Origin of the sequence: Thiomicrolovo immobilis, assembly GCF_039645955.1 — a bacterium.
Classification (GTDB): domain Bacteria; phylum Campylobacterota; class Campylobacteria; order Campylobacterales; family Sulfurimonadaceae; genus Thiomicrolovo; species Thiomicrolovo diazotrophicus.
This window is the reverse complement of sequence record NZ_CP147916.1, coordinates 813,991-835,726: the sequence shown is the minus strand read 5'-3', so window position 1 is coordinate 835,726 and position 21,736 is coordinate 813,991. Positions and strand designations below refer to the sequence as shown.

At 60.1% G+C, this 21,736-nt stretch carries 23 protein-coding genes; 6 read left to right on the top strand and 17 right to left on the bottom strand.

Translation table 11 applies throughout. The annotated features are described in order from the left end of the window. Positions 1-2 precede the first annotated feature (2 nt). Positions 3-1,955, bottom strand: a complete 1,953-nt coding sequence (gene ligA / locus WCX72_RS04300) for an NAD-dependent DNA ligase LigA (RefSeq protein ID WP_345971053.1) — start codon at positions 1,953-1,955, stop codon at positions 3-5. Between the two features lie 119 nt (positions 1,956-2,074). Between ligA and WCX72_RS04295 the strand changes: the two genes are divergently transcribed. The 3 genes from WCX72_RS04295 (at position 2,075) to WCX72_RS04285 (ending at position 5,653) form a co-directional block, all read left to right on the top strand. Further along, positions 2,075-2,455: a hemerythrin family protein gene (locus tag WCX72_RS04295; protein WP_345971052.1), complete on the top strand. Its 381-nt coding sequence runs from the start codon at positions 2,075-2,077 to the stop codon at positions 2,453-2,455. Between the two features lie 365 nt (positions 2,456-2,820). Next, complete coding sequence (locus tag WCX72_RS04290; RefSeq protein WP_345971051.1) at positions 2,821-4,920, top strand: hypothetical protein; 2,100 nt, start codon at positions 2,821-2,823, stop codon at positions 4,918-4,920. Between the two features lies 1 nt (position 4,921). Continuing rightward, entirely contained in the window at positions 4,922-5,653 is a 732-nt protein-coding gene (locus tag WCX72_RS04285; RefSeq protein WP_345971050.1) for an outer membrane lipoprotein-sorting protein, read from the top strand. Positions 5,654-5,655: 2 nt separating this feature from the next. Here WCX72_RS04285 and WCX72_RS04280 read toward each other — a convergent pair whose 3' ends face one another. The 7 genes from WCX72_RS04280 to WCX72_RS04250 are packed head-to-tail and all read right to left on the bottom strand — an operon-like array spanning position 5,656 to position 14,384. Beyond that, complete coding sequence (locus WCX72_RS04280) at positions 5,656-7,500, bottom strand: hypothetical protein (protein ID WP_345971049.1); 1,845 nt, start codon at positions 7,498-7,500, stop codon at positions 5,656-5,658. Further along, complete coding sequence (locus tag WCX72_RS04275) at positions 7,497-8,918, bottom strand: hypothetical protein (RefSeq protein ID WP_345971048.1); 1,422 nt, start codon at positions 8,916-8,918, stop codon at positions 7,497-7,499. The genes WCX72_RS04280 and WCX72_RS04275 overlap by 4 nt, the downstream gene beginning before the upstream one ends. A 14-nt stretch (positions 8,919-8,932) precedes the next feature. Continuing rightward, on the bottom strand, positions 8,933-11,140 hold the full coding sequence (locus WCX72_RS04270) for an endonuclease MutS2 (RefSeq protein WP_345971047.1): 2,208 nt from the start codon (positions 11,138-11,140) through the stop codon (positions 8,933-8,935). After that, the gene (locus WCX72_RS04265; protein WP_345971046.1) at positions 11,137-11,466 is read right to left on the bottom strand and encodes a hypothetical protein; all 330 of its coding nucleotides are present in this window, start codon (positions 11,464-11,466) and stop codon (positions 11,137-11,139) included. Before WCX72_RS04265 ends, WCX72_RS04270 begins: the two co-directional genes overlap by 4 nt. Further along, positions 11,463-12,770 (bottom strand): UDP-N-acetylmuramate--L-alanine ligase, encoded by a 1,308-nt coding sequence (gene murC, locus WCX72_RS04260; RefSeq protein ID WP_345971045.1) that lies wholly within the window; start codon positions 12,768-12,770, stop codon positions 11,463-11,465. The genes WCX72_RS04265 and murC overlap by 4 nt, the downstream gene beginning before the upstream one ends. Then, positions 12,767-13,252, bottom strand: a complete 486-nt coding sequence (locus WCX72_RS04255) for a hypothetical protein (RefSeq protein WP_345971044.1) — start codon at positions 13,250-13,252, stop codon at positions 12,767-12,769. Before WCX72_RS04255 ends, murC begins: the two co-directional genes overlap by 4 nt. Beyond that, positions 13,245-14,384, bottom strand: coding sequence for a succinyldiaminopimelate transaminase (locus WCX72_RS04250; protein ID WP_345971043.1), 1,140 nt, complete (start codon positions 14,382-14,384; stop codon positions 13,245-13,247). Before WCX72_RS04250 ends, WCX72_RS04255 begins: the two co-directional genes overlap by 8 nt. A gap of 100 nt (positions 14,385-14,484) precedes the next feature. Here WCX72_RS04250 and WCX72_RS04245 point away from each other — a divergent pair, with 100 nt between their 5' ends. The 3 genes from WCX72_RS04245 (at position 14,485) to WCX72_RS04235 (ending at position 16,055) form a co-directional block, all read left to right on the top strand. Further along, positions 14,485-15,090 (top strand): Crp/Fnr family transcriptional regulator, encoded by a 606-nt coding sequence (locus tag WCX72_RS04245; protein ID WP_345971042.1) that lies wholly within the window; start codon positions 14,485-14,487, stop codon positions 15,088-15,090. A gap of 123 nt (positions 15,091-15,213) precedes the next feature. Continuing rightward, positions 15,214-15,702, top strand: coding sequence for a c-type cytochrome (locus tag WCX72_RS04240; RefSeq protein WP_345971041.1), 489 nt, complete (start codon positions 15,214-15,216; stop codon positions 15,700-15,702). Between the two features lie 143 nt (positions 15,703-15,845). Then, positions 15,846-16,055 (top strand): hypothetical protein, encoded by a 210-nt coding sequence (locus WCX72_RS04235; RefSeq protein ID WP_345971040.1) that lies wholly within the window; start codon positions 15,846-15,848, stop codon positions 16,053-16,055. 122 nt (positions 16,056-16,177) lie between these two features. On the opposite strand, the gene WCX72_RS04230 is transcribed toward WCX72_RS04235, so the two are convergent. The 9 genes from WCX72_RS04230 to WCX72_RS04190 all read right to left on the bottom strand — a co-directional run bounded on the left by WCX72_RS04230 (position 16,178) and on the right by WCX72_RS04190 (position 21,720). Next, entirely contained in the window at positions 16,178-16,480 is a 303-nt protein-coding gene (locus WCX72_RS04230; RefSeq protein WP_345971517.1) for an MTH1187 family thiamine-binding protein, read from the bottom strand. Between the two features lie 47 nt (positions 16,481-16,527). Continuing rightward, on the bottom strand, positions 16,528-17,034 hold the full coding sequence (locus tag WCX72_RS04225) for a tetratricopeptide repeat protein (RefSeq protein ID WP_345971039.1): 507 nt from the start codon (positions 17,032-17,034) through the stop codon (positions 16,528-16,530). A 112-nt stretch (positions 17,035-17,146) separates the two neighbouring features. Continuing rightward, on the bottom strand, positions 17,147-17,641 hold the full coding sequence (locus WCX72_RS04220) for an HIT domain-containing protein (RefSeq protein WP_345971038.1): 495 nt from the start codon (positions 17,639-17,641) through the stop codon (positions 17,147-17,149). 69 nt (positions 17,642-17,710) lie between these two features. Continuing rightward, the gene (locus tag WCX72_RS04215) at positions 17,711-18,601 is read right to left on the bottom strand and encodes a thioesterase family protein (RefSeq protein ID WP_345971037.1); all 891 of its coding nucleotides are present in this window, start codon (positions 18,599-18,601) and stop codon (positions 17,711-17,713) included. Between the two features lie 76 nt (positions 18,602-18,677). Next, complete coding sequence (locus WCX72_RS04210; protein ID WP_345971036.1) at positions 18,678-19,160, bottom strand: hypothetical protein; 483 nt, start codon at positions 19,158-19,160, stop codon at positions 18,678-18,680. A gap of 11 nt (positions 19,161-19,171) precedes the next feature. Further along, positions 19,172-19,366 (bottom strand): hypothetical protein, encoded by a 195-nt coding sequence (locus tag WCX72_RS04205; protein ID WP_345971035.1) that lies wholly within the window; start codon positions 19,364-19,366, stop codon positions 19,172-19,174. A gap of 44 nt (positions 19,367-19,410) precedes the next feature. Then, positions 19,411-20,694: a TRAP transporter large permease subunit gene (locus tag WCX72_RS04200; RefSeq protein ID WP_345971034.1), complete on the bottom strand. Its 1,284-nt coding sequence runs from the start codon at positions 20,692-20,694 to the stop codon at positions 19,411-19,413. Further along, a complete protein-coding gene (locus WCX72_RS04195) occupies positions 20,691-21,197 on the bottom strand; it encodes a TRAP transporter small permease subunit (protein ID WP_345971033.1) in 507 nt (168 codons plus the stop codon). The genes WCX72_RS04200 and WCX72_RS04195 overlap by 4 nt, the downstream gene beginning before the upstream one ends. Positions 21,198-21,207: 10 nt before the next feature. Beyond that, positions 21,208-21,720 carry a TlpA disulfide reductase family protein gene (locus WCX72_RS04190; RefSeq protein ID WP_345971032.1) on the bottom strand — a complete coding sequence of 171 codons (513 nt, stop codon included), beginning with the start codon at positions 21,718-21,720 and terminating at the stop codon, positions 21,208-21,210. Positions 21,721-21,736: the final 16 nt, after the last annotated feature.

Genomic DNA, 21,736 nt, shown 5'->3' with positions numbered 1-21,736 from the left:
GTCTATTGTAGCATCTGTTTCATCGCATCTTCCGTAAGGGTCGCCACCCCCAGCGACACCGCCTTATCGTACTTGCTGCCGGCGTCCTCGCCGTAAATAACGTAATCGGTCTTTTTCGACACGCTCCCCGCGACCTTGGCCCCCAGGGCCTCCAGGTCGGTTTTGATCTCCGGACGGGGTCGGCTCATCGTGCCGGTGAGCACGACCGTCTTCCCCTTGAAAGGGTTCTCCGCCGCCTCAGCCTTCTGTTCCGGGGCCGCCGGCTGGACGACGCCGCGCAGCGCTTCGATCTGTTCCCGGTTGACCCGGACAAATTCGAGCACCGACGCCGCCATCTCCCCGCCGAAACCGTCGATGGCGAACAGCGCCTCCTCCGTCGCGTCGGGGAAATCCAGGCCGAAGGTGTCGCAGAGCTGTTTCGAAGCGACCTCGCCGATGTGCTCTATCCCAAGCCCGTTGACAAAGCGCCAGCACACCGTGCCCCGGCTCTTTTCAATGGCGTCGAGCAGGTTCTTGCTCTTCTTCTCCTTGAACCCTTCGAGCTCCAGTAGTGCACCCAGGGAGAGATGGTAAAGGTCAATAACCCCTTTGACCAGCCCCGCCCGGTAGAGGGCCTCGACGATCTTGTCGCCGAGGCCGTCGATGTTGAGGCACTGCTTGGAGGCGAAATAGATGATGGCGTTCACGACCCGCGCTTCGCAGGAGAGGTTCTGGCACTTGATCAGCGCCCCCTCGTCGAGGAGTTCGCTGCCGCAGACCGGGCAGCGCGTCGGACGTTCAACCGCCCTTTCCGAGCCGTCACGCCGTTCGGGAATGACCTTGATGATCTTCGGGATGACGTCGCCGCTGCGCAGGATGATGACGTGGTCTCCGATGTGGATATCCTTGCGCCCGATCTCGTCAAAGTTGTGCAGGGTCGCGCGTTCGACGACAACCCCCTCGATGTCGACCGGCTCGACGATCGCCACGGGGGTGACGACACCGGTGCGCCCCACCTGCAAGATCACGTCGCGGACCCGGGTCATCTTCTCGATCGCCGGGAACTTGTAGGCCACCGACCAGCGGGGGTTCTTGACCGTATAGCCCATATCCTCCTGGGCCTCGACCTGGTCGACCTTGATGACCATGCCGTCAAGCATCATCGCGAAATCGTCCCGGGTAACTTTCATCTCCTCGTAAATGGCCTCGATGTCGTCATAGCCCTCGCAGACGCGGTGCAGCGGCGGTTTGCGGAAGCCCAGGGCGTAGATCCACTCCATCCGCTTGCTCAGCAGCGGGATGTCGAGCGTATTTTCACCGATGCCGTAGGGCAGGAAGACGAGATTGCGTGCCGCGGTGATCTTCGGGTCGAGCTGGCGCAGACTTCCCGCGGCGGCGTTGCGCGGGTTGGCGAAGAGCGCTTCGCCCTGCGCTTCGCGCTCGCGGTTGATCGCGTCGAACTCCTCTTTGAAGATGACGACTTCGCCGCGGATCTCGATACGCCCGTCATACTCGATGGCGAGGGGAACGCTGCGGATCGTTTTGACGTTCTGCGTCACCTCTTCGCCGATCGTGCCGTCGCCGCGGGTGATCGCCTGCACGAGACGGCCGCCTTCGTAGATCAGGTTGAGGCTCGCCCCGTCAAACTTCGGCTCGCAGTAGAAGGTGACGTTGTCGGCAAGCTTTGCAACGCGCTCCAGCCATTTCTGCAGCCCCTCGGCGTCGAATATATCCTCCAGACTCCACATGCGGCTGCGATGCGCGGCCTTTTCAAACCCTTCAAGCGGCACCCCGCCGACCCGCTGCGTCGGCGAATCGGGAAGCACTGCCTCCGGATGAGCCTCCTCGTACGCCAGGACGTCATGGTAAAGCGTGTCGTACTCCTCGTCGCTGGCAATGGGGTTGTCGAGGACATAATAGTGGTAGGCGTAGCGGTTCAGCAGCGCCACGCTTTCGCGGTAGGTTTCAGCCGTCATCTTTGTTGCTCTTTTTTGCAGAGGATTATAACGAAGCTTGTTGAGAGTAAAGGGGTGCAGGAAAGGGCAGAAAAGAATATAATATGCATTGATAACCAGAAGTCTACAAAGGAGGCGTTATGACACATGATCTTCGCCTGAATATCGAAGTTATGGATGCGGCGCACGAGACGTTCCTGCAGATGCTTGAACAGCTTCAGAAAATGGAGGGAGGCGCCATCGACACCGCCCTCTTCCGCGAATGGATCACCGAAACGAAACGCCACTTTGCCGAAGAGGAGAAGCTGATGATGAAGCACCTCTACTCCGAACGGGAGACGCATACCGGCGACCACGAACAGCTCGTCGACGAGATGGAGTCCTTCTTTACCATGATCACGTCGATGCCGCCGATGGCCCGCTCCTTCATCGAGAGCTACGCCTACGACAAATTCCGCCGCCACACGATGTTCTACGACCTCGACCTGGCGAAATTCCTCTCCGGCAACGAAGCCGGCTGAGTCCTGCGGCTCCCCGCACTCCGATACCATCCGGGGTGCGTTCGCAGCCGCCCTCTTTGACGCCTCGCCAATCCCCCCCTCTCTTTCATCGACATGATGCTATGCACCCTTCCGACACCCTACGCCGCAACGCCACATTACCGCCATTAAATATAATTATTTTTTATGATTTTAGCCATGAAAATTAAGTAATCTTCTCTTATGCTGTTCCCGTGCTCGGCATCCTAGTTCTCTTCGCGTCCATGGCACGGGGCGGTTTGGCTCCTCCCTTGACTTATCTCCTCGGATGAAGAGTGTTATTGCGTGTCGCAACTCCGCAAACGCATTGCACGGATCTGCGGCTTACCGGAATTGAAAGGTGACTCATGAACAGACGGAAGTTTCTCTCAACAAGCGCGATCGCGCTCTATTCACTCCCAGCGATCAATCTCTTATCGGGCTGCGGCGGCTCCGGCGGCGGTACGGCCCTCTCTCCCATCGACCGGCGTGTCGCACTGCTGCAAGCGGCCAAAACGCAAAACGACAGCACCGTCGCCGAGATCGAAAACCTTCTCGGCGGCCTCACCGGAACCTATGCCTCCCCGCTGCGGACAACGGCACAGCCTACCCCGGTCGACATCAGCAGCTTTTTCGCCGCGACGACCCCGACCCTGCCGGCCGACTCCCCGCTCAATGCGCTGTTTTTCCAGAGCGACGAGACGGAGTCGATGTGGCGCAAATACGAAACCTACGGCAGCCTCGCCCATCAGCAGTTCGGCCACCAATATGTGAAACTGCTGGCGACCATGCGCCTTTTCGACTACCAGAATCGCCTGCAGGAGACAACACAGAGTGCGCCGGATGTCACCGCGGCATCGGCGCACTACCGTACGGCGGCTGAGACCCCGTCGGAGTTCAGCGATTTCGACAATCTCCTTGCCAAACTCAAAGAGGCGGCCGGCGATGCGCTCCAATACATCTTCGATGCCATCAGGATCGCCATGAACGGCTTTTTCAACTACCTCAAAAGCCTCTTTGACAATGGAGACGCCCGAGCCCTCCTTTACGCCGCCCTCACCTATTTCGCCGTCGACAAGCTGCTCAAGATCATTGCGGACAAGACGGCTGCCGATCTGAGCTTCGAGAGCAGCAGCGATACCCTGCTGAGTTTTGCGAAGATGGCGATCGCCGCGGTGGCGCTCATGGGGCTCTTCTCCCTCGAAAAACTCGCGGCGGCCGGCACGGCAGCGGTCTCCCCGACGTCCGCCGGTACGATGACACCCGATGAGACCCTGCAGATGGAAACCTTCCTCGGATCGGTTTCCGTGCAAAGCGCCCTGGTGGCGTTGTTATTCAAGGTCGTCGGCGGCGCGGTCGGCGCGGTCATCGGCACGACGAAGAGCCATTCCGAAGCGCTGCTGGCGTCGCTCCAGGACGGCTATGACCCTACTACCGAACACTACACGCTGAGCGCGGAGCAGCAAGCCTCGCTTGATACCCTCAAAAAACGCTCCGTCTCCCTCGCCGTCATCTCCGTCGTCGTACGCCAGCTCTTCACGATGCTGAGCGCGCATGCGGTCACGGCGGAAGGGGTCGTCCAGGAGGGATTTGCCGAGGGGAGCGATGCCGAGACCTTCGTCACGCTGTTCGGTGCCGGTGCCCTGCCGCAGACGAATGCCTTTACGACCTATACCAGAGAGGTGCAGGGAATGTTGAAAAGCGGCACCGTCTACTCGACGGAGAGCGCCAGCTATTTCGATCAGCTCCGCGACCTTCTGGATGGCGGTGCCTCCTGGCGAGACCTCTTCGACCTCATCGCCACCATGTCCGTCACCTTTTCGACCCAGGCTTCCGATTTCGCCTCCCAGACGGAGACCGACGCCTTTGCCTTTGCATCGCATCTGGCGGACCTCGCCTACAGCTTTACCGCCCAGACGGCAAGCGACGCCTACGACTTTGCCACCCATATGGCCGACCTCGCCTACAGCTTTACGATGGATATCGAGGAGGATGCCTACCAGTTCGCGATGAAGGGGATGGAGTTCGGCTACCTCTTCGCCTCCCGCGGCGAGGAGGTCGGCATCATGGCCGACCGGATCCTCTGGATGGCCGTGCAGATCGGCCAGATGGCCGACAGGATCGGCGAGATGGCGGACCGGATCGTCTACACCGAACAGCTGATCGTCTATACGGAGATGCTGATCCTCGATTTCGGACTGCTGATCTATGACGGGATGAAGACGATCACCAACCTCATGCTGACGGGGATGGCGCTTATTCTCGACCGCGAATGGTATACGCCGGCGGCGGAGGACCAGATCGTCACCGTCGTCGCGGGCACGATGGAGCAGATGATGGCGAACATGCAGGAGTACGCCCTTGCCGTGCTGGACAATCAGAGCCTCCTGCGCGAGATCACCCTGAGCGCGCTGGAGTGGGTCGCGACGCACACCGCGCAGGCATCCGACACCAATACGACGGTGTGACATGCAGTGGCACCGTATAGCCGCCCTGCTGACCTGGGCCGGACTCAGCCTGTGCGCTTCGGAGAGTGCCGAGGCCATCTATGCGAAAAGCGCGAAACTCTTCTCGTTCGGCAACCTGCGTTTCGACGTCACGATGACCGTAGAAAACAGCGGCAACCGGCAGGAGCGCTCTTTTATGGTCGCCGAACGGCAAACAGGGGACGCTTCATCGCTCCTGATCCGTTTCCGCTCCCCGCAAAACATCAAATGCACCGCCATCCTGATCGAGCGGGAGCAGGAGAGCAGCAGCAATGCCATCTACTTCCCCGCCCTGAAACGCGTACGGATCATCCCCGAACAAGAAGAGGAGAGCGAAGCCGTCGGCATGGGGATCTCCTACGCCGAACTGGACGCGAAAACAGGGACATTCGATCCGCTGGAGGAGACACAGTTCGACGGCGCTGCCTGTTACAAGGTGACACTGAGGCGAAAGGGAAACCGCTCGGTCTACTACATCGACGCCGCCACCTCCGTGATCAGAAAAGTCGAAATCTTCAAAGGGGGCCAGCTGCAGCGGGTCGTCTCCATCGACGCGGTCAACCGCATTGATGAACAGATGCTCATCACCCGCTGGCAGGTCAACGACCTCATCAAGTCGCGGAAGCTGACCTACATGGTTGACACCGAGAGCGTCTCGCGCGATATCAAGCGGGGGCTTTTCCATCACAACCGTCTGCACCGCTGCACCTTCTAAGCTCACCCGCAGCGGAAGAAGTAGCGCTTCAGCAGCAGCGGCAGCAGGTAGACCACAACGGCGAGGTTCGCCGCCAGCAGGATCCCCAGTTCCATGCCGAAGCGCTGGATCATCGTTCCGCCGAACAGCATCCCGCCCAGCCCGATCAGCATCGTCGTGTTCGAGACGATGATCGGACGCAGCACGCTGCCGATGCAGGCAGGCCCCTCCTGTTTCATGCAGATGAAAAGATGGATGATCGAATCCGTCACCAGCCCGATAAACAGAATCGTGCCCAGCAGCGTGATCATGGTGAAATCCATCCCCAGCAGGCGGTGAACACTTGCCAGCAGCAGCAGCGAAAGCAGCGGCGGCACGACGACGATGATGCTCTTCCATGTCCGGCAGTAAAGCAGGAAAAAGAGCACGACGAACCCGAGCGAGATGCCGACGCCGATCAGGAACTCCCCGACAAAACGTCTCAGGAAATGTTCGAAATCGGCGATCTTGCCCAGGATGCCGACCGAGAAATCGCCCGAAGCCTCCCCGATCGCCTGCAGCCGCCTGAGCATGGCGGCAATCGTATACGACGGCGTCGTGATCGGGATACTCAGCGTCATATAGGTCTCGCGCTGATCCGCACTCAGCAGCGGCAGGCCGCCGTCGAGCCACTCCAGGGCAAGAAAATACTGGGCGTAGGCATCGGGCGTCGCATCGCGAAGCGGCGATCCCGCGAAACGCTCATACCCCAGCGGAAGGCTCCCCAGCAGCACCCCGGGCACTGCGCCAGCGATACGCGCCGTCAACCCGGCGAGCTCCCGGGCCTTACCTACATCGGAGAGGTCGCCCTTCTGCGCGCGTAAGCGGACGACAAAAGGCAGCGTCGGCAAATGGCCGGACTCGAACGCCGCAATGCGCTTGTACGCCGCCATCGTCGGCTGCATGAGGTTCATGGGGTTTAGATCGACAGAGGGGGCCTTCGCGCAGACGAAGCCGCAGACAACGGCGGCACCCCCGAGAAACAGCAGCCCCTTTTTCAGCCGGGCATCGTCCGCATGCCATCGGCGGCGCCAGCCGAACACGAGACGCAGCGGTCTGAAGAGGTAGATCCGGCCGATGAGATAGCCGTAGAGCACCCCCAGCCCGATCAGCATCATCTTCCCGAACGTACTGACCAGCCCGAAATCCGACGCATAGAGGAAAAGAGAGCTCAAAGCGGTCGTGGCGACCGAGAGGGTGATGCCGAACGCCAGCTGGTGTTTGCCGATCTCCCCGGAGTGGAGATAGTTGAAAAGGGTCAAAGCGTAAATGACGAGAAAAACGACCGCCAGCAGCGCGGCGGGGTCGACGGCGACACCGCCGGTCACCAGCACGGCGAGCAGCGACACCGTAAACGCCCCGATCTCGATGAGAATGTTCAGCAGGTACTCCAGCGATGTCAGCAGCCAAAGCAGCAGGAGTAGAAAAGGCACGATCGCATACAGGTAAAAGACCATGTCGTCGAAAAACCCCTGCAGCAGCAGGGCACCGACGACGGCGGTGCCGCTGTGCGGATACCCCCCGACCCGTGCAAGGACGGCGTTCTGGTTTTGACGGTTGAACGTCATCAGGTAAAGGCCCTGCCGGTCGATGCGGTAATAGTCCGCGATCAGCCCCTCCGAACGCCACGTATGCAGGGGGGCCTCATCCGGTAGCGCGCTAAAAAGATACTGCCGCTCCGCCGTAAACCACTGCTGCGGCATCGCCGAAGCAGGCGTGCCGGGAAAGAAACGGCTCCAGTCCACCGTGCGCACCTCAACCTGTCGCATCAAAGCCGCGCCGAACAGCAGCAGCAACAGCAGCGCCCCCGTTTTCATCCCGAGCTTCAAAACGCTGCCCTCAGCGTGAACCCGACGGTGTTGTACGCTTTGTCGTCGGAGTGGTAGAGGGCATGCAGATCGACTTCAAAGGCGCCGCGGGTGAACACGAGGTTAGGGAGCATCACGGCGGTGGCGTTGCCCGCATACCAGCCGGTGATCAGGTAGTGGTCGAAACGCACGGCCACCCCCCTGTAGACCGTCAGGTCGAACTTGTTCAGCAACACGGTCGCCAGCACGCTCTGGCGGTACTGTTTGAGATAGCCCCACTGCACTTCCAGGTCGAAATAGGCGCTCCCCGCCTGCCGGTCCACCCCGACACCGACCATGGCGAGGGGGCTGAAGGTGTTGAGTGTCGGCACCCTGTCGCGCACGCCCGCTTCGGCGCGAACGCCGTACGTGTCGACCGTGCCCTCGGCATAGAGGGAGTACTGGTTGTAGCGGAACCCTCTGACGCCCTTGATAGGGTTGAGGTCCGGCTGATCCAGGTATTCCCGGAACGCTTCCCCGCTGTTTTGTCCATCCGGCAGCGCACCGATCATGTCAAGCAGCTGCTGATCGACCTCTATATAGGGCACCTCCGAGTAGCGGTTCGTCCACACCGCGCCGAACGTGGCCCCCGCACCGCTGCTCTCGGCAAGCACCTGGATCGTGCTTTTTTCCACGGCCAGCCCGCGTTCATTGTACTGCGCGTCGATATCGCTTTTGAGCGCCGGGCTGATGCCGTCGCGGTACAGCGGGAGGAACACGTTCCGGTAGATCGCCGCCCCCTCCGCACTGTTTTGAATGAGCTGTTCAAAATAGGCCGGAAGGTAACTGTCGAGCAGAAATCCCACATACGTCGAGATGTAGCTCTGCGTCCGGCCGTCGTAGGGCTGTACGGTCACTCTGAGCAGAGAGCTCTCCCCGACAAAGCAGGAGAGCTCCGCCATCCACTGCGGAAGCCTTCGGAGGTTGATATTCGCATCGTCAAAAAAGTCCACCCGGACCGGGTTGAGAAGGTCCATGCCGCTCAGATAGTCAAGCACCCCCGTTTTGGAAACGAATTTGCCTATCCTGACGTCGAAGTCATCCCCCCAGTAGACCAGGGCCATCTGGTTGAGGCTCACGCCGCTGCCGTCATGCCCCTTGTAGAGCAGGAGCCCGCCGTCGATGCGGTACTGTCCCTGCTCGTAGTTCCCTTCGCTCAACGTCAGGATATAGGGGGTCTGCGGATAGGTAGCGCCGTTGTCGAGTTGCCGCACTACAAAAGATTGCTTGAGGGTAAGGCTTCCGGACAGGCCGGTCGCCGCGGAGGATATCTCTTTTCCGTCCAGTTGCGCGCACCCCCCTATCACTCCCAAGGCCAGCGTCACGGCAACAAGACGGTTCACGGTAGACGTCACCTCTCCATCCGGCCCGGAAGCAAGGCGCTCCCGGGCCAAGTACATTAGTGGATATTATATCAGAGGTGAACGATTTTTGCCCCGAAACCGCCCAGCTGCGGGGGGGCGTCTTCGAAACTTTTGACGCTGGGGTGTTCTTTGAGGAACTCTTTGACGGCATAGGCGAGCTTGCCCGTGCCGATGCCGTGGTAGATGATCACCTCGTCCCACCCCTGGATGAGGGCGTCCGAGATGAAGACGTCCATCTTTTCACGGGCCTGTTCGGCCCGCATGCCGTGCAGGTCGAGCTTGAGTCCGCCGCGTTTTTCGACCTTGTTGCTCACCTGTACCTTCGGTTTCGGCGCAGCCGCTTTCCCGGCGGGTTTGAGCTCGTTGCGCCTCACGCGCAGCCGCATCCCCTCGACTTCGATCGTCGCTTCCTTCTCCTTGAGCGCGACGATGACGCCGCGCTGCTTGCGGTACTTGACCTCATCCCCGACGTTAAGGGCGACAGGGGCCGTTTTCTGCTTCGCTTCGCGCTTTTCGGGCAGCTGTTTGTTCGCCTCGTTCATCGCCCGGTGGATCGCCGCCGTATCCCCCGCTTTTGCCGCCGCTTTGGCGCTGTCGATCGCCTGCCGGAACTCGCCGCGCAGGCGCCGTTCGAGCTCCTCGTACTCCCGGCGCAGGGTCTCGCGTTCATCCTTCAGCGCGCGCTCACGCTCCTCCAGCCGTTTCAGACGTTCGTCCGCATCGGCGTGTTTGCGCCGCAGCTCCCGCTCCAGTTCGCTCCCCCGCTCGATAAGGAGGTTGAGCTTCTCGTGCTGCTCGCCGTAGACCTCCTTGGCGCGCACGACGATCCCCTGGGTGATCCCGTAGCGCAGGGCCGTCTCGAAGGCGTAGCTTTTGCCGATGATCCCCTGCAAAAAGTCGTAGGTGGGGACCCGTCGCTCCTCGTCGTAGACGGCGGCGACCAGTTCGACGTCGTCGCGGTCCGCCATCAGGGAGGCGAGCCGTTTGTGGTGGGTCGTGACGACGATCTTCTGCCCCCGGCGGATCAGGTCGTCGAGGATCACCTTGAAAAGCGCCGCCGCTTCGTCGCTGTCCGTCCCCAGTTCGATCTCATCAACCCCGACCAGGGCCGATTTACGCTCGAAAAGGCGGGAGAACTGCTGCATCCGCCCGGCGAAGGTGGAGATGTCGTTGCGGACGTTCTGGGGATCGTCGATGACCGCTTCGATCTGTTTGAACGACCCGATGCGCGAACGGTGGGGATTGAGCTTCATCGGCAACAGGTACTTGGCCATCAGCGCCGCGGAGAGGATCGATTTGAGCAGCATCGTCTTTCCCCCCGCGTTGACCCCCGTGATCATCAGCACCGAAGCGCTGAAATCGAGGCTGACGGGTTTGGGGTTGGAGAGGGCCGGGTGCTCGAAGGCCTCAAGCACGATCGCCTCGCCCGGCTGCGCCGCGACAATATGCAACCCTTTGGCACGGGCGAAAAGCACCCGGGCCTGGTAGTGGTCCAGGCGGTCGAACTCTTTGTCGATAAAACCGATAAAGGGCTGCAATTCGCGCAGCTGCGCCGAGAAGCCCTTGGCGTACTCGTAGTAGCGCGCATCGCGCTCCTGGGTCAGGGCGCGGATCTGCTCTTTGGATTTGAGCAGGGTGTCGGGGGTGACGTAGAAGAAGCCCGCCCCCGTCCGGCCCACGACGCTGCCTTTGAGCACGGCGCTGAAACCGCCGCGCACCAGCAGACACTCCTCGTCGTTGATGTAGTGCACCTGGGTATCGACGAGGTAGCTGCGCAGCCTGTCGGCATAGAGCAGCCGTTTCATCTGCGCCGCGACATCGCCCTTCTGCGCCTTGATCCGTTCGGCGATGGCGAAGAGTTCCTCGTCGAGCTCCTCTTTGAAGTGCCCCTTCTCATCAAAGTGGCGCTCGACCTCTTTGAAGGCGTCGGGGACGATGACGGAGGCCATCCACTCCCCGATGATTCCTTCGAAGCCTTTGTTGCGCAGGGTGCGGAAGTAGCGTACGACCTTGATGAGCTCGAAAATCTGTTCGAAGCTGAGCACCCCCTGCTTTTTGAGGTGGATCAGGATCGTATCGAAGGCGGTCGTTTTCGGCGGGGCGGGAAATTCGAGGGCGTCAAGGGCGCGGATGTACTGATAGTGGCGTCCCTGGTCCCCTTCGATATAGAGGGGCTTTTTACGGCTGAGGAAGCTTTCGATCTCGGCGACGTGGGCCTGGAGATCGAGCTGATCGAGCAGATGGCCGAAAGCGCTCATCGGCACCCTGCGGCGTCGAAGATCTGCCCGGCGTGGGGCGTGCCCGCGTTGGCGATGAAGCTCTGGGTCCCGACACTGAGCGTAAAGGTGCGGTCATTGACCTCCACCCCCCGGCACTCAAGCGTCTGGTGCTGGTTGAACTTCAAAATGACGGCGCGGACATGCTCCTGCTCTGTGTCGACGGAGCGGTTCCAGGCCACGGCGCCCATGATGATGAGCAGCACGACACCAGCCATAGAGAGCTTCTGGCGGTGGGTCAGTTCGGTAAAGAAGTGCATCCCCGCATAGAGCAGTGCAATGACGGCGACGATATAGACGTAACTCATTTTTCTCCCCGGAGCTGATAGGTGATGTCCCCGGCGCCGAAGCCGATGATCAGGCCCGATGCCGGCGTTTCGACAATTGTACCCTCTTTCAGCACTTCAAGACCGCAGCCGCTGCGTTTGACGCGGTCGGCCAGCAGCGGGCTGTAGGCGCTGAAGACCCCTTCAAAATCGATGATGCGGGGCTCTTCCCCCGCCGCCCAGACCGGCAGGATGATCAGACGGTCCACCCCCTCGAAACAGTGCGAAAACGCCTCGAGGTTGTCGATGGTACGCGAATACTTGTGGGGCTGCCAGACGGCCGTGATCGTCTCCAGACCCAGCAGGCGGGCATAGGTGCGCGCCGAGGCCATCGTCGCGGCGATCTCGGTGGGGTGGTGGCCGTAATCGTCGATCAGAACGCATTTCTCCCCGCTGTCGATAATGTCGAAGCGCTTCTTGATCCCGCGGTAGCCGAGGATCTTCTCGCGGACCGTCTCGACCGGCATCGTCTGGACCGCGGCGAGGATCGCCAGCGCCGCATCGAGGGCGATATGCTCGCCGAAGCCCCAGACGTCGAAGCTCCCAAGCTCTTTCAGGCGGAAGCGCGTATGCGGTTCGCCGTCGTGCAACACGTATTCCACCTCCGAGATGTCCCGGCTCGGGTAGAGCCGGATCGCATCGCCTTCAATGGTCGAGAGAAACGCATCCTCCGCGTTGATGACCCGGATCGCGGCCGAAGCGATAAAGCGGCGGTACGCGTCGTAGAAACGGTCGTAATCGTACTCGTAGTACTCCATGTGCTCGGGTTCGGCGTTGGTAACGATGGCACAGTAGGGGTTGGCGTTCAGGAAACTGCCGTCGCTCTCGTCCGCTTCGAAGATGAGCCGGTCGTTCGTATCGTTGTAGCGGACGTTCGAGCCGAACGCCTTGGACTCGGCCCCGATAATGGCGGATCCTTCCATGATGGCCGCCAGGATCGCCGACGTCGTGCTTTTGCCGTGGGCCCCCGCCACGGCGTAGACCTCTTTGTCCTGCAGGATACGCAGCAGCGCTTCGCGGCGCGGGAGTACCTCGATCCCTTTCGCTTTCGCCGCCGCGACTTCGACATTGGTCGGTTTGATAATCGCCGAATGCACGACGAGATCCTGGTCCGTGATCGCGCTCGCGTCGTGGGGAATGGTGATGGCGATCCCCTTCGCTTTCAGCTGCCGTACGATGCGGTTCTCCGCGATGTCGCTGCCGCTGACCTTATTGCCTTTATGGTCCATGTACTGCGCCAGTCCGGAGATGCCGATCCCCCCGATGCCGATGAAATGGATCTTCACGATTCGCCCGTCCCGTTGTCGTCAATGCGGAACGCGCTGATATAGAAGGTCCCGTTGCGCTGGGTCGCGTCCAGGTCCGCCGCGTCATCGAGGAACTGGCCGAAATCGGGAATCCGCTCGGCATACGCCTTGTGCCGCGTCATCGCTTCGGAAAAACGGGCGTCGTCGCTGAGCCCCGCCAGGATCTCGAAAAGCGCCGCCGCATCGGCAGCCTTGCCGGCACTGTAATGCTCCACGGCATACTCGTACAGGGCCCGCAGCGTGGCGAAATCTTTCACATCCGTCATCTGCATGCGGCGCGCGGCCCCCAGGGCGTCCGTGAGGTTTTCCAGCGCCAGGTCCAGGATATTGGCGTAATAGGCGATCAGCGTCTTTTCGTCAAAACATTCGTTCGCCTCCTGCTCCAGCACGTAAAGCCCGGCGATATCCGCCGCCTCCTGCGCCTTGAGAATCTTCGCTTTCAGCGCTTCGGTCTTATCCATTCATCGCCTCCTTGATACGTTCGAGCGCCATGCGCGTGCGTTCCGGGCGCTCGACGAGCGCAATGCGGATGCGCCCTTTGCCCGGGTTGTTACCGTTGATATCGGTGCGCGCCAGGTATTCGCCCGGCAGGACCTTCAGGTTGTAGTCGCGGTAGAGCTTTTCGGTGAAGGCAATCGCATCGTCCACCTCCAGCCAGAGGTAGAAGGTCGCCTCCGGGACCGCCGTGCCGAGGATCTCAGTCGCGATCTCGAAGTTCTCGCGGTAAACGGACCTGGCCTCGGCCACATGTGCCTCATCCGCCCAGGCCGCCGCCGCGGCGGTCTGCAGCGGCAGGGGCGACGCGCAGCCGATGTAGGTGCGGTACTGGCGGTACCCTTCGAGGATGGCCGCATCGCCGGCGATAAACCCGCTGCGCAGCCCCGGGGCGCTGGAGCGCTTGGAGATGGAGTTGAGTGCCAGGACGTTCTTGAACGCCGTGTTGCCGACGGCCGCGCTCGCCTCCAGGATCCCCGCCGGGGCTTCGTTCGGGTAGATCTCGCTGTAGCATTCGTCGTTAAGCAGTACGAAATCGTACTCGAGTGCCAGCTTGACCCATTCACCCAGCTCCTCGAGGGAGAGGCAGCTGCTGGTCGGATTGTTCGGGAAGTTGAGGATCACCAGATCGCTCGACTGCAATACCGCCGGGTTGACCTGCGGTTTGAAGCCGTTGGCAGCGTCGAGGTTGAGGTAGTTCACCTTCGCGCGGCTGGCGATTGCCGCCCCTTCGTAGATCTGGTAGAAGGGATTGGTGAAGGTCATGACCGGGTCGGGCTTGTCAAAAAGGAGGTACTGGGGGAAATTGAAAAGCACCTCGCGGGTCCCGAAGCAGGAGACAAGCTGGTCTTGCTTCAGGGTCACGCCGAAACGGCGTGCGACGAAATCGCGCATGGCGCCGTTAAGCATCTCCTCCCCCGCCGTTTTCGGGTAGCGGCGCAGGGTGTCGGCACTGCCGCACAGCGCGTTGCGGATAAAGGCGGGGGTCTCGAACTGCGGCTCCCCGATGGTCAGCGTCAGCGGGGCGTAGGCGCTGTTGGGCTCGATGGGATCAAGCAGGGCACTTAGTTTTTCGAACGGGTAGGATTCAAACTGCATTCTCGTCCTGATTTTTTTGGCTCTATTATACTTTGTGACCCATTATAATCTGCTATACTTTTGCAGCACCGGGGGCCTTCAAACCCCCGAAAGGAGCCCGATGGAACCTTTCCCTTGCTACAGCCGCCTCGCGCCTGAATCCCGACGCCTCGTCGATACCCACGCGGAAGCGGTCCGGCTCCAAAGCGGTGCGGAGCTCTTCGGCCAGGGTGACCGCTGCGCGCAGGTCCTCTTTCTCGGCGAAGGGAGTGTCCGCGTCTTCCGGCTCCACGAATCGGGCCAGGAGATCACCCTCTACTTCCTCGGTCCCGGCGAGCAGTGCAACGTCAACCTCAACAGCGCTTTTACCGGGACCCCCGCCATCGGGAGCGCCGTCGCCGACGGGCCGATCAGCGGCTACCTCTTCCCCGCCGAGATCGTCAAGCAGATCTACACGGCCGAGCGCGACTACCAGCACTACATTTTCGCCCTCTTCGCCAAACGGCTCGAATGCATGGCGGGGCTGGTCGAAGACGTCCGTTTCAAGAAACTGGACGATCGTCTCCGGGAGTGGCTGCATGCGCAGAACACCCCCAGAATCCCCATCACCCACGAAAAACTTGCCGCCCACCTCGGGTCGTCGCGGGAAGTGATCAGCCGCCTGCTCAAAGAGCTTGAGCACCACGGTGTCGTGACACTCCACCGGGGAATGATCGAACTGCTTTGATCCCCCCAAAACCGGTATATTGCTTAAGCTGACTTTATAGCAAAAAACAAATTTCAAGCGCACCTTTGACCCAAATGCTCTAACAGTGTACAATGGCGGCATCTTTTTTTAAAAAGGCTCCCTTTGATAAGAACTCTTGCATTTTCGGCCGCCCTCCTCCTGCTCGCCGGCTGTAACGATTCAAGGAAGACATCGCCTGAGGCCGCGCCGAAGGCGGCAGCCCCGGTGGAAACGCCTGAGCCGGCAGTTGAGCCTGCACCGACACCGGTCAAGGAAGCCGCGGACAACAGTTCGGTCGCAGCACCGGTCTCCGCCGCCGAAAAGGCACCTGTTGCGCAAAGCGCTTCTGTCGCCGAAGCCTCTCCGGCCGTGCTCTTCCAGAAGTGCGCCGCCTGCCACGGCAACCAGGGCGAGAAAATGGCACTGAACCAGTCCGCCGCCATCGGCGAATGGGAAAGCAAGCGTATCGCCGACGCCATCATCGGCTACCAAAAAGGCACCTACGGCGGCGCCATGAAAACCCTGATGCAGAACCAGGTCAAGGATCTGACCCCCGTTCAGGTCGAGGCCCTTTCCGACTACATCGCCAATCTTTACGTGAAAACCCACTAAAGCACGCCGATGCAGACGCTGGAAGAGACCCAGATCAAGATCGTCATTTTTCTCGTCATCGGCGCGATCTTCCTCTACGTGCTGACGCGAAAGAAAAAATAGGTTATACTTATTTTTCTTTCAACAGTGAGGAGGGGTTTATTATGCAGGAATTAACGCAGTTTCAACGCGACCGAAACTGGTTCGTCATCTTTTCAGTCGCTTTTGTTTTCGGGATTGTCTGGACACTGATGGGGGATACGAGCGGGAAACTGCTCTATACGGTGATCGCTTTCGCGCTCTTTATCCATTCGGGCGTGACGATGGAACTTCACGCGCACCACGCCGAACACGACCATGACGGCAACGGCTGATTATCTTTAACGCTGCGGTATACGGACAAAAACCCGGATATCTACACTTTACAGGGAGCGCGCAGACAAGCTGCGCTAAAATATTCCGCCCCCATTGAAATAGAGTAAGGTTCTGCCAGCCATCAATGGCTGACGTCGCGGCCAAGCTCCCGCTCTACCGAGTCGATCTTCCCTTTCAACCGCCCCGCCTTTCCTTTGCGGATATCAAGCTTCAGCGCCGAATAGACCCGTTCGCAATCCTCGCCCAGCACCTCGTAGGCCTTCTCGACGACCGCGAGCGCCTCTTTGACGCTCCCCGTCTCAACGATCGTCCCCATCGGGGTGAGCTGGTACGGCAGACCGCTGCGGTCGATCATATCGACGATCCGGCTGACATAGGCGGAGACGGAAGCGCCGTCCCGGCAGTCGCCGCTGGTCGGGAACATGGAAAATTCAAGCAGGACGGAAGTCACGCGCTTCTCCCTTCGCCCTATCAGCGGACTGCCTGGGGATCAAGACGACGCAGTTTTTCAATGTTGTCCCAGGCGTTGTTGTTGCCGTGCTGGGCCGCCATACGCCAGTACTTGTATGCCTTGTAGCTGTCTTTTTTGACCCCCATGCCCATCATGTGCATGATCCCGAGGTTGTTCATGGCGACCGAACTGCCGTTCTCGGCGGCACGCTCGTACCACTGTACCGCTTCGCCGTAGTTCTTCTTCACCCCTTTGCCCGACTCGTACATATAGCCCAGGTTCAGCTGCGCCTGCGCATGGTTCTGCGCCGCGGCTTTTTTAAACCAATAAACGGCGAGATCATCGTTCTTGGTTACACCCGCACCCTTGCTGTACATCACCCCGAGATAGAACTGCGCTTCCGGATTCCCCTCCGAAGCGGACTTCTTGTACCAGCTCACCGTGCTTGCCTTGTTCACCGCCTCCGCTTCGGTCGCGAAGAGCGCCGTACAGAACAGAAGTACCAAGGCCGTCATTACTGCTTTCATGGTTCTACCCACTTTCACTTATAGATTCCCATATGCTATCTGATATCTATTGAACATAAAATTAAACAAGAAATGAATATTTTTTTGATACAAAAAGTGATATCCGCCTCTTTTAGACAAAATAGCGGGGGGCCAGTTCCTTCAGACGGCGGTAGATCTTTTCGAAATCCGTCGAATAGACCCGCGTTCCCGACACCGCCGTCATAAAGTTCGTATCGCGCTCCCAGCGGGGGACAAGGTGCAGATGGATATGTTCGGCGATCCCTGCACCCCCGGCCTTCCCGAGGTTCATACCGATGTTGACTCCTTGTGCGCCGAATCCCTCTTTGAGCATCCTGACCCCCTGCTGCGCCAATGCGCTGATGCGGAGCCACGCCTCCGGATCAAGCGTTTCGAGCGCTTCCGTATGCAGATGGGGGATGATCATGAAGTGCCCCGGGGTGTAGGGGTAACGGTTCATCACGGCAAAGCAGTGTTCGTCGCGGTAGAGGACATGGAGCTCCTCGTCCGCTTCGGTATGTTCGCTGATATGGCAGAAAACACACCCCTCGATCGGCTGCCCGCTGATGTAGTCCGTGCGCCACGGCGCGTAAAGAATCTCTTTCATGTAGGGAGTATAGCGCATAATAATACGCATAAGGAAATGAAGAAACGGGGGACGGCCGTCAAATCGCCGTCACCCCTGCGGTGCCGTTTGGGGAGGGGTAAAATGTGCAAGGAGCCGACGGTGCAGCTCCTCCGGGATCTTCCGCAGCGTGCCGTCGGACGCATCGACAGCGCTCCAGGCCATGACACACCGAGCGACCGGTTCGCGGTCCTCAGCCCGCGCGATCGCAACGTGCCATACGCCGCTTCCCGGGCCCAGTTCCGACAAAAGCGTCTCAAGTTCCAGCGTCTCCCCCCAGACGGCGGGCGTCAGGTACTGAATCTGGACACCGTCGCTCTTCACCGCCAGTCCCTGCGCTTTGAAATCCTTCGGCGCCCATCCGAACTCCGCCAATGCTGCGACGGCAGCGTCCTCGGCAAAAGCGACATACTTCGTATTGTTGACGTGCTCCAGCGTATCGAGGTCCTGCCAGGTGACGGTCCTCTGCCATCGGACGGCACGCCCAAACGTGTCGCTGAATGCCGGGAAGGGGCGGTGCGGTACCGTGCGGGGCGTTTCGATCGTCATGCGTTCAACGATCGCCTTGGGGACCGCTTTGGGGCGCATACTCTTCATGTCCAGCGTCACCACCTCCTGCGCCCCCTGGGCGATGACCGCTCCGCTCGCCTTGTGGACAAGTTCGAAGTAGCGCGTGCCGTGGACACGGCGCCAGTGGGCCAGCCAGATCGTCAATTCGAAGGTATCCTCGGGGGAAAGGGGCTGAAGCAGATTGATCTGCGTTTCGCGGACCACCCAGGCCAGGCCGAGCTTTCGGCTGTCTTCTATGCCCAGACCGACTGCGGCACCCCAGTCCCAGGCCGTCTCGATCAGATAGCGGAAATAGGTGGGAAGGTGTACCCGGCCGTACGCGTTGGCGTCGGACCAGTCGACCCGGAATGATTTCGTAAAGTACTGTGACATCGGTTTTCCGTCGTGAATAAATTTTGGCATGCGGGGTATAAAGGTACTCCGGCGCCGGGCCGCGGCCCCGGCAAACTCATTTCAGTTTCATGGGGTGCAGGGATCGGTACTTGTCCGGCAGCACTCTTTGTTGAATGGTTTTCGGCTTGGGGATACTTCCTGAAACAAGCGGCGCAAAGGGCGTGCCGGGCTGCGGTGTCAAATAGATGTCCGAGCCCTGCGATATCGGCTTCTGCCACGGGGGCGACGCCCACGGAAGCAGCAAAGAGAGCTGGCATTCATAGGTCTCACCGTCGCGGGGGTCTTTGCCCGAATGCACGGACATCTCAATCGTGACGGTGCCGTTATAGCTGTAGGTGTACTGGCCGTCACCGTTGAGGTCGAAACGGAAAAACTTCCCGGCAATGGACTGGTGCTGGGCGTTGTAGACCGTACACATCACCTGCGCATCCGACGAACGGACCTTGACCAGTTTGACGGGGACTTTGAACGTAAAATCCACCGGAGCACCCCAGGCGGAAACAGTGGCGATGAGGGCTATCAAAAGCAGATGTTTCATGATCGCCACCCCTACTGCGTCCGGCCGTGCATCTCGACGGTCGGTGTCGTTATCACGGGCGCGGTGTAGCCTGTCCGGTCGACTTCAACATATTCGGGTGCCGCCTGCACCTTGCCGCTCATCTGGATCGACGGCGTCGCGATCACCGTACCGAAAGCCACTGCCGTACCCGCCAGCAGCATGAGTATCATCCATTTTTTATGCATCGCTCACCTCCCATTCCACAGTATACCAGTTTAAGCACTCTGGATTATATAAAGGCGAAGACGAGGTCGGGGAAAAGGATGACGATGCCGATCGCCAGGAGCTGCAGCAGAATGAAGGGGATGATCCCCCGGTAGATCTGCAGGGTCGTCACCATCGACCCGGCCGCCCCTTTAAGGAAAAAGAGCGCCAGGCCGAAGGGCGGGGTCAGGAAGGAGGCCTGAAGGTTAAGGGCGATGAGGATGGCGAACCAGACGGGATCGATGCCGAAGGCGTGCATGACGGGCACGAGGATCGGCACGACGATGAAGGAGATCTCGATGAAATCGATAAAGAAGCCGAGGATGAAGATCGCCAGCATCGCCACCCCGATAAAGACCCACACGTTCCCGATATCATGACTGAAGAGCTCCAGCACGAGGTCGCTGCCGCCGAGTTCGTTGAAGACAAGGCTGAAGGCCGTCGCCCCGATCAGAATCATAAAGATCATCCCGCTGAGTTTAACGGTCTCCAGCAGGGCGTAGCTCACCATTGCGTAGCTCAGGGTGCGGTTGAAGGCGCTGAGCGCAAGGGCGCCGACGACGCCGAAGGCCGCCGACTCCGTCGGCGACGCTATTCCGGCGAAGATGGAACCGAGGACCGCGACCATCAGCAGCAGCGGCGGGGCGATGGCCGTCAGCGCCTTAATGATGCCGACGTGTTCTCCCCGGGCCGCCGCCGGGGCGGCTTTTGGCTTCAGCGCCGCATAAAGCAGAATATAGACGATATAAAGACCGACCAACACCAGGCCCGGCAGCACCGCCCCCATGAAGAGTTCACCGACGCTGACGTTCATAACGTCGCCGAGAATGATCAGGATGATCGACGGCGGGATGATCTGCCCGAGCGTCCCGCTGGCCGCGACCGTGCCCGACGCCAGCCCTTTGTCATACCCCGCGCCCAGCATCAGTGGCAGGGCGATGATGCTCATCATCACGACCGAAGCGCTGACAATCCCCGTCGAGGCGGCGAGGATCGTACCGACGAGCACGACGCTGACGGCCAAGCCGCCGCGCAGCCCTCCGAAGAGGCCGCTCATCGTCTCGAGCAGCTTCTCGGCCATTTTTGATTTTTCCAGTATTAGCCCCATGGCGATGAAGAGCGGGACCGCCATCAGGGTCGTATTGCCCATGATGCCGTAGATGCGGAACGGCAGCAGACTAAAGACCTGCAGCCCGAGCTCGGGAATGAGCAGCGCAAAGAGCAGCGCGACACCGCCGAAAACGAAGGCGACGGGGATGCCCGAGAGCAGCAGCGCCAGCGCGATGACGAACATGGCCAGCGCGATCACATGCTCTCCTTCAGCGCATGCCACGCCTCGGCCAGTTCACGAATCGCCTGCAGGATCAGCAGGGCAAACGCCAGGGGGATAAGCGCCTTGACGACGAAACGGTAAGGGAGTCCGCCCGGGTCGGAGGAGGCTTCCATCTGCGCAAAACTCATCAGGACGAAATCGAAACTGACGTAGAGGATCAGCGCGGAGACGGGCAGCACGAAAAAGAGCATCGTCACGACGTTCACGACCTGTTTGGTCCGTTCGGAGAAGCGGTCGTAGAAGATGTCGACACGCACATGCGCCCCGCGGTGCATGGCGTAGGCGACGCCGAGCATAATGACGACGTCGAAAAGGTGCCACTCCAGCTCCTGCAGCGCGACGGAGCCTTCATGAAAAAGGTAGCGGCGGGTGGCGTCAAAGACGATCAGCAGGACCAGCGCGCCCAGTACGGCGGCGCTCAAGGCGCCGACGATGCTGATCAGCTGCCGGATAAGGCCGAACTTCCTGCTTTCAGTCATGCCTTGAGCGTCACTTCTTGAGCAGTTCGCTGAAGATCATTTCCAGGTCTTTGTCGCTCAGGTACCCCGGGATGATCTCGGAAACCTCGCCCTTGCCGTTGAAGACGATATTAAAGGGGATGCTCCCGTTGAAACGGGCGCGCGAACCGATGTGCTGGACGATCGCCATGTTGTCTTCGTATTCGAAAACAGGGTAGTTAAAGCCCGCTTTCCCGGCGATCTGCGCGCGTTCCTGCGGCATCATGCGTCCCTGCATATGGATACCGATGATGCCGATGCGCCCCCCGTAGCGTTTTTTGAGCTCCTCCAGGTGCGGGATCTCCTTCTTGCAGTAGCGGCACTGTTTGCCGAAAAAGTTCACCAGTACCGGTTTGCCGTCATACCCTCTAAAGCGCATGCCGTTAGGCATCTCCGTCGCAGCGATCGTCTTCTCGCCGGCCGCCTTGAGCGTAAACATCTCCACCGCACCCGCCGAGCTCATCGTCAGCAGCAGTGCCGCCATCATCATGATTATTCTTTTCATCTTACTCCCATTTTTC

What these genes read in the sequence shown, in the direction of transcription:
- ligA (WP_345971053.1), bottom strand. Translation starts at nt 1,955, where the DNA reads ATGACGGCTGAAACCTACCGCGAAAGCGTGGCGCTGCTGAACCGCTAC.
- WCX72_RS04295 (WP_345971052.1), top strand. Translation starts at nt 2,075, where the DNA reads ATGACACATGATCTTCGCCTGAATATCGAAGTTATGGATGCGGCGCAC.
- WCX72_RS04290 (WP_345971051.1), top strand. Translation starts at nt 2,821, where the DNA reads ATGAACAGACGGAAGTTTCTCTCAACAAGCGCGATCGCGCTCTATTCA.
- WCX72_RS04285 (WP_345971050.1), top strand. Translation starts at nt 4,922, where the DNA reads ATGCAGTGGCACCGTATAGCCGCCCTGCTGACCTGGGCCGGACTCAGC.
- WCX72_RS04275 (WP_345971048.1), bottom strand. Translation starts at nt 8,918, where the DNA reads ATGTACTTGGCCCGGGAGCGCCTTGCTTCCGGGCCGGATGGAGAGGTG.
- WCX72_RS04270 (WP_345971047.1), bottom strand. Translation starts at nt 11,140, where the DNA reads ATGAGCGCTTTCGGCCATCTGCTCGATCAGCTCGATCTCCAGGCCCAC.
- WCX72_RS04265 (WP_345971046.1), bottom strand. Translation starts at nt 11,466, where the DNA reads ATGAGTTACGTCTATATCGTCGCCGTCATTGCACTGCTCTATGCGGGG.
- WCX72_RS04255 (WP_345971044.1), bottom strand. Translation starts at nt 13,252, where the DNA reads ATGGATAAGACCGAAGCGCTGAAAGCGAAGATTCTCAAGGCGCAGGAG.
- WCX72_RS04250 (WP_345971043.1), bottom strand. Translation starts at nt 14,384, where the DNA reads ATGCAGTTTGAATCCTACCCGTTCGAAAAACTAAGTGCCCTGCTTGAT.
- WCX72_RS04245 (WP_345971042.1), top strand. Translation starts at nt 14,485, where the DNA reads ATGGAACCTTTCCCTTGCTACAGCCGCCTCGCGCCTGAATCCCGACGC.
- WCX72_RS04235 (WP_345971040.1), top strand. Translation starts at nt 15,846, where the DNA reads ATGCAGGAATTAACGCAGTTTCAACGCGACCGAAACTGGTTCGTCATC.
- WCX72_RS04230 (WP_345971517.1), bottom strand. Translation starts at nt 16,480, where the DNA reads ATGTTCCCGACCAGCGGCGACTGCCGGGACGGCGCTTCCGTCTCCGCC.
- WCX72_RS04225 (WP_345971039.1), bottom strand. Translation starts at nt 17,034, where the DNA reads ATGAAAGCAGTAATGACGGCCTTGGTACTTCTGTTCTGTACGGCGCTC.
- WCX72_RS04220 (WP_345971038.1), bottom strand. Translation starts at nt 17,641, where the DNA reads ATGAAAGAGATTCTTTACGCGCCGTGGCGCACGGACTACATCAGCGGG.
- WCX72_RS04215 (WP_345971037.1), bottom strand. Translation starts at nt 18,601, where the DNA reads ATGTCACAGTACTTTACGAAATCATTCCGGGTCGACTGGTCCGACGCC.
- WCX72_RS04210 (WP_345971036.1), bottom strand. Translation starts at nt 19,160, where the DNA reads ATGAAACATCTGCTTTTGATAGCCCTCATCGCCACTGTTTCCGCCTGG.
- WCX72_RS04205 (WP_345971035.1), bottom strand. Translation starts at nt 19,366, where the DNA reads ATGCATAAAAAATGGATGATACTCATGCTGCTGGCGGGTACGGCAGTG.
- WCX72_RS04195 (WP_345971033.1), bottom strand. Translation starts at nt 21,197, where the DNA reads ATGACTGAAAGCAGGAAGTTCGGCCTTATCCGGCAGCTGATCAGCATC.
- WCX72_RS04190 (WP_345971032.1), bottom strand. Translation starts at nt 21,720, where the DNA reads ATGAAAAGAATAATCATGATGATGGCGGCACTGCTGCTGACGATGAGC.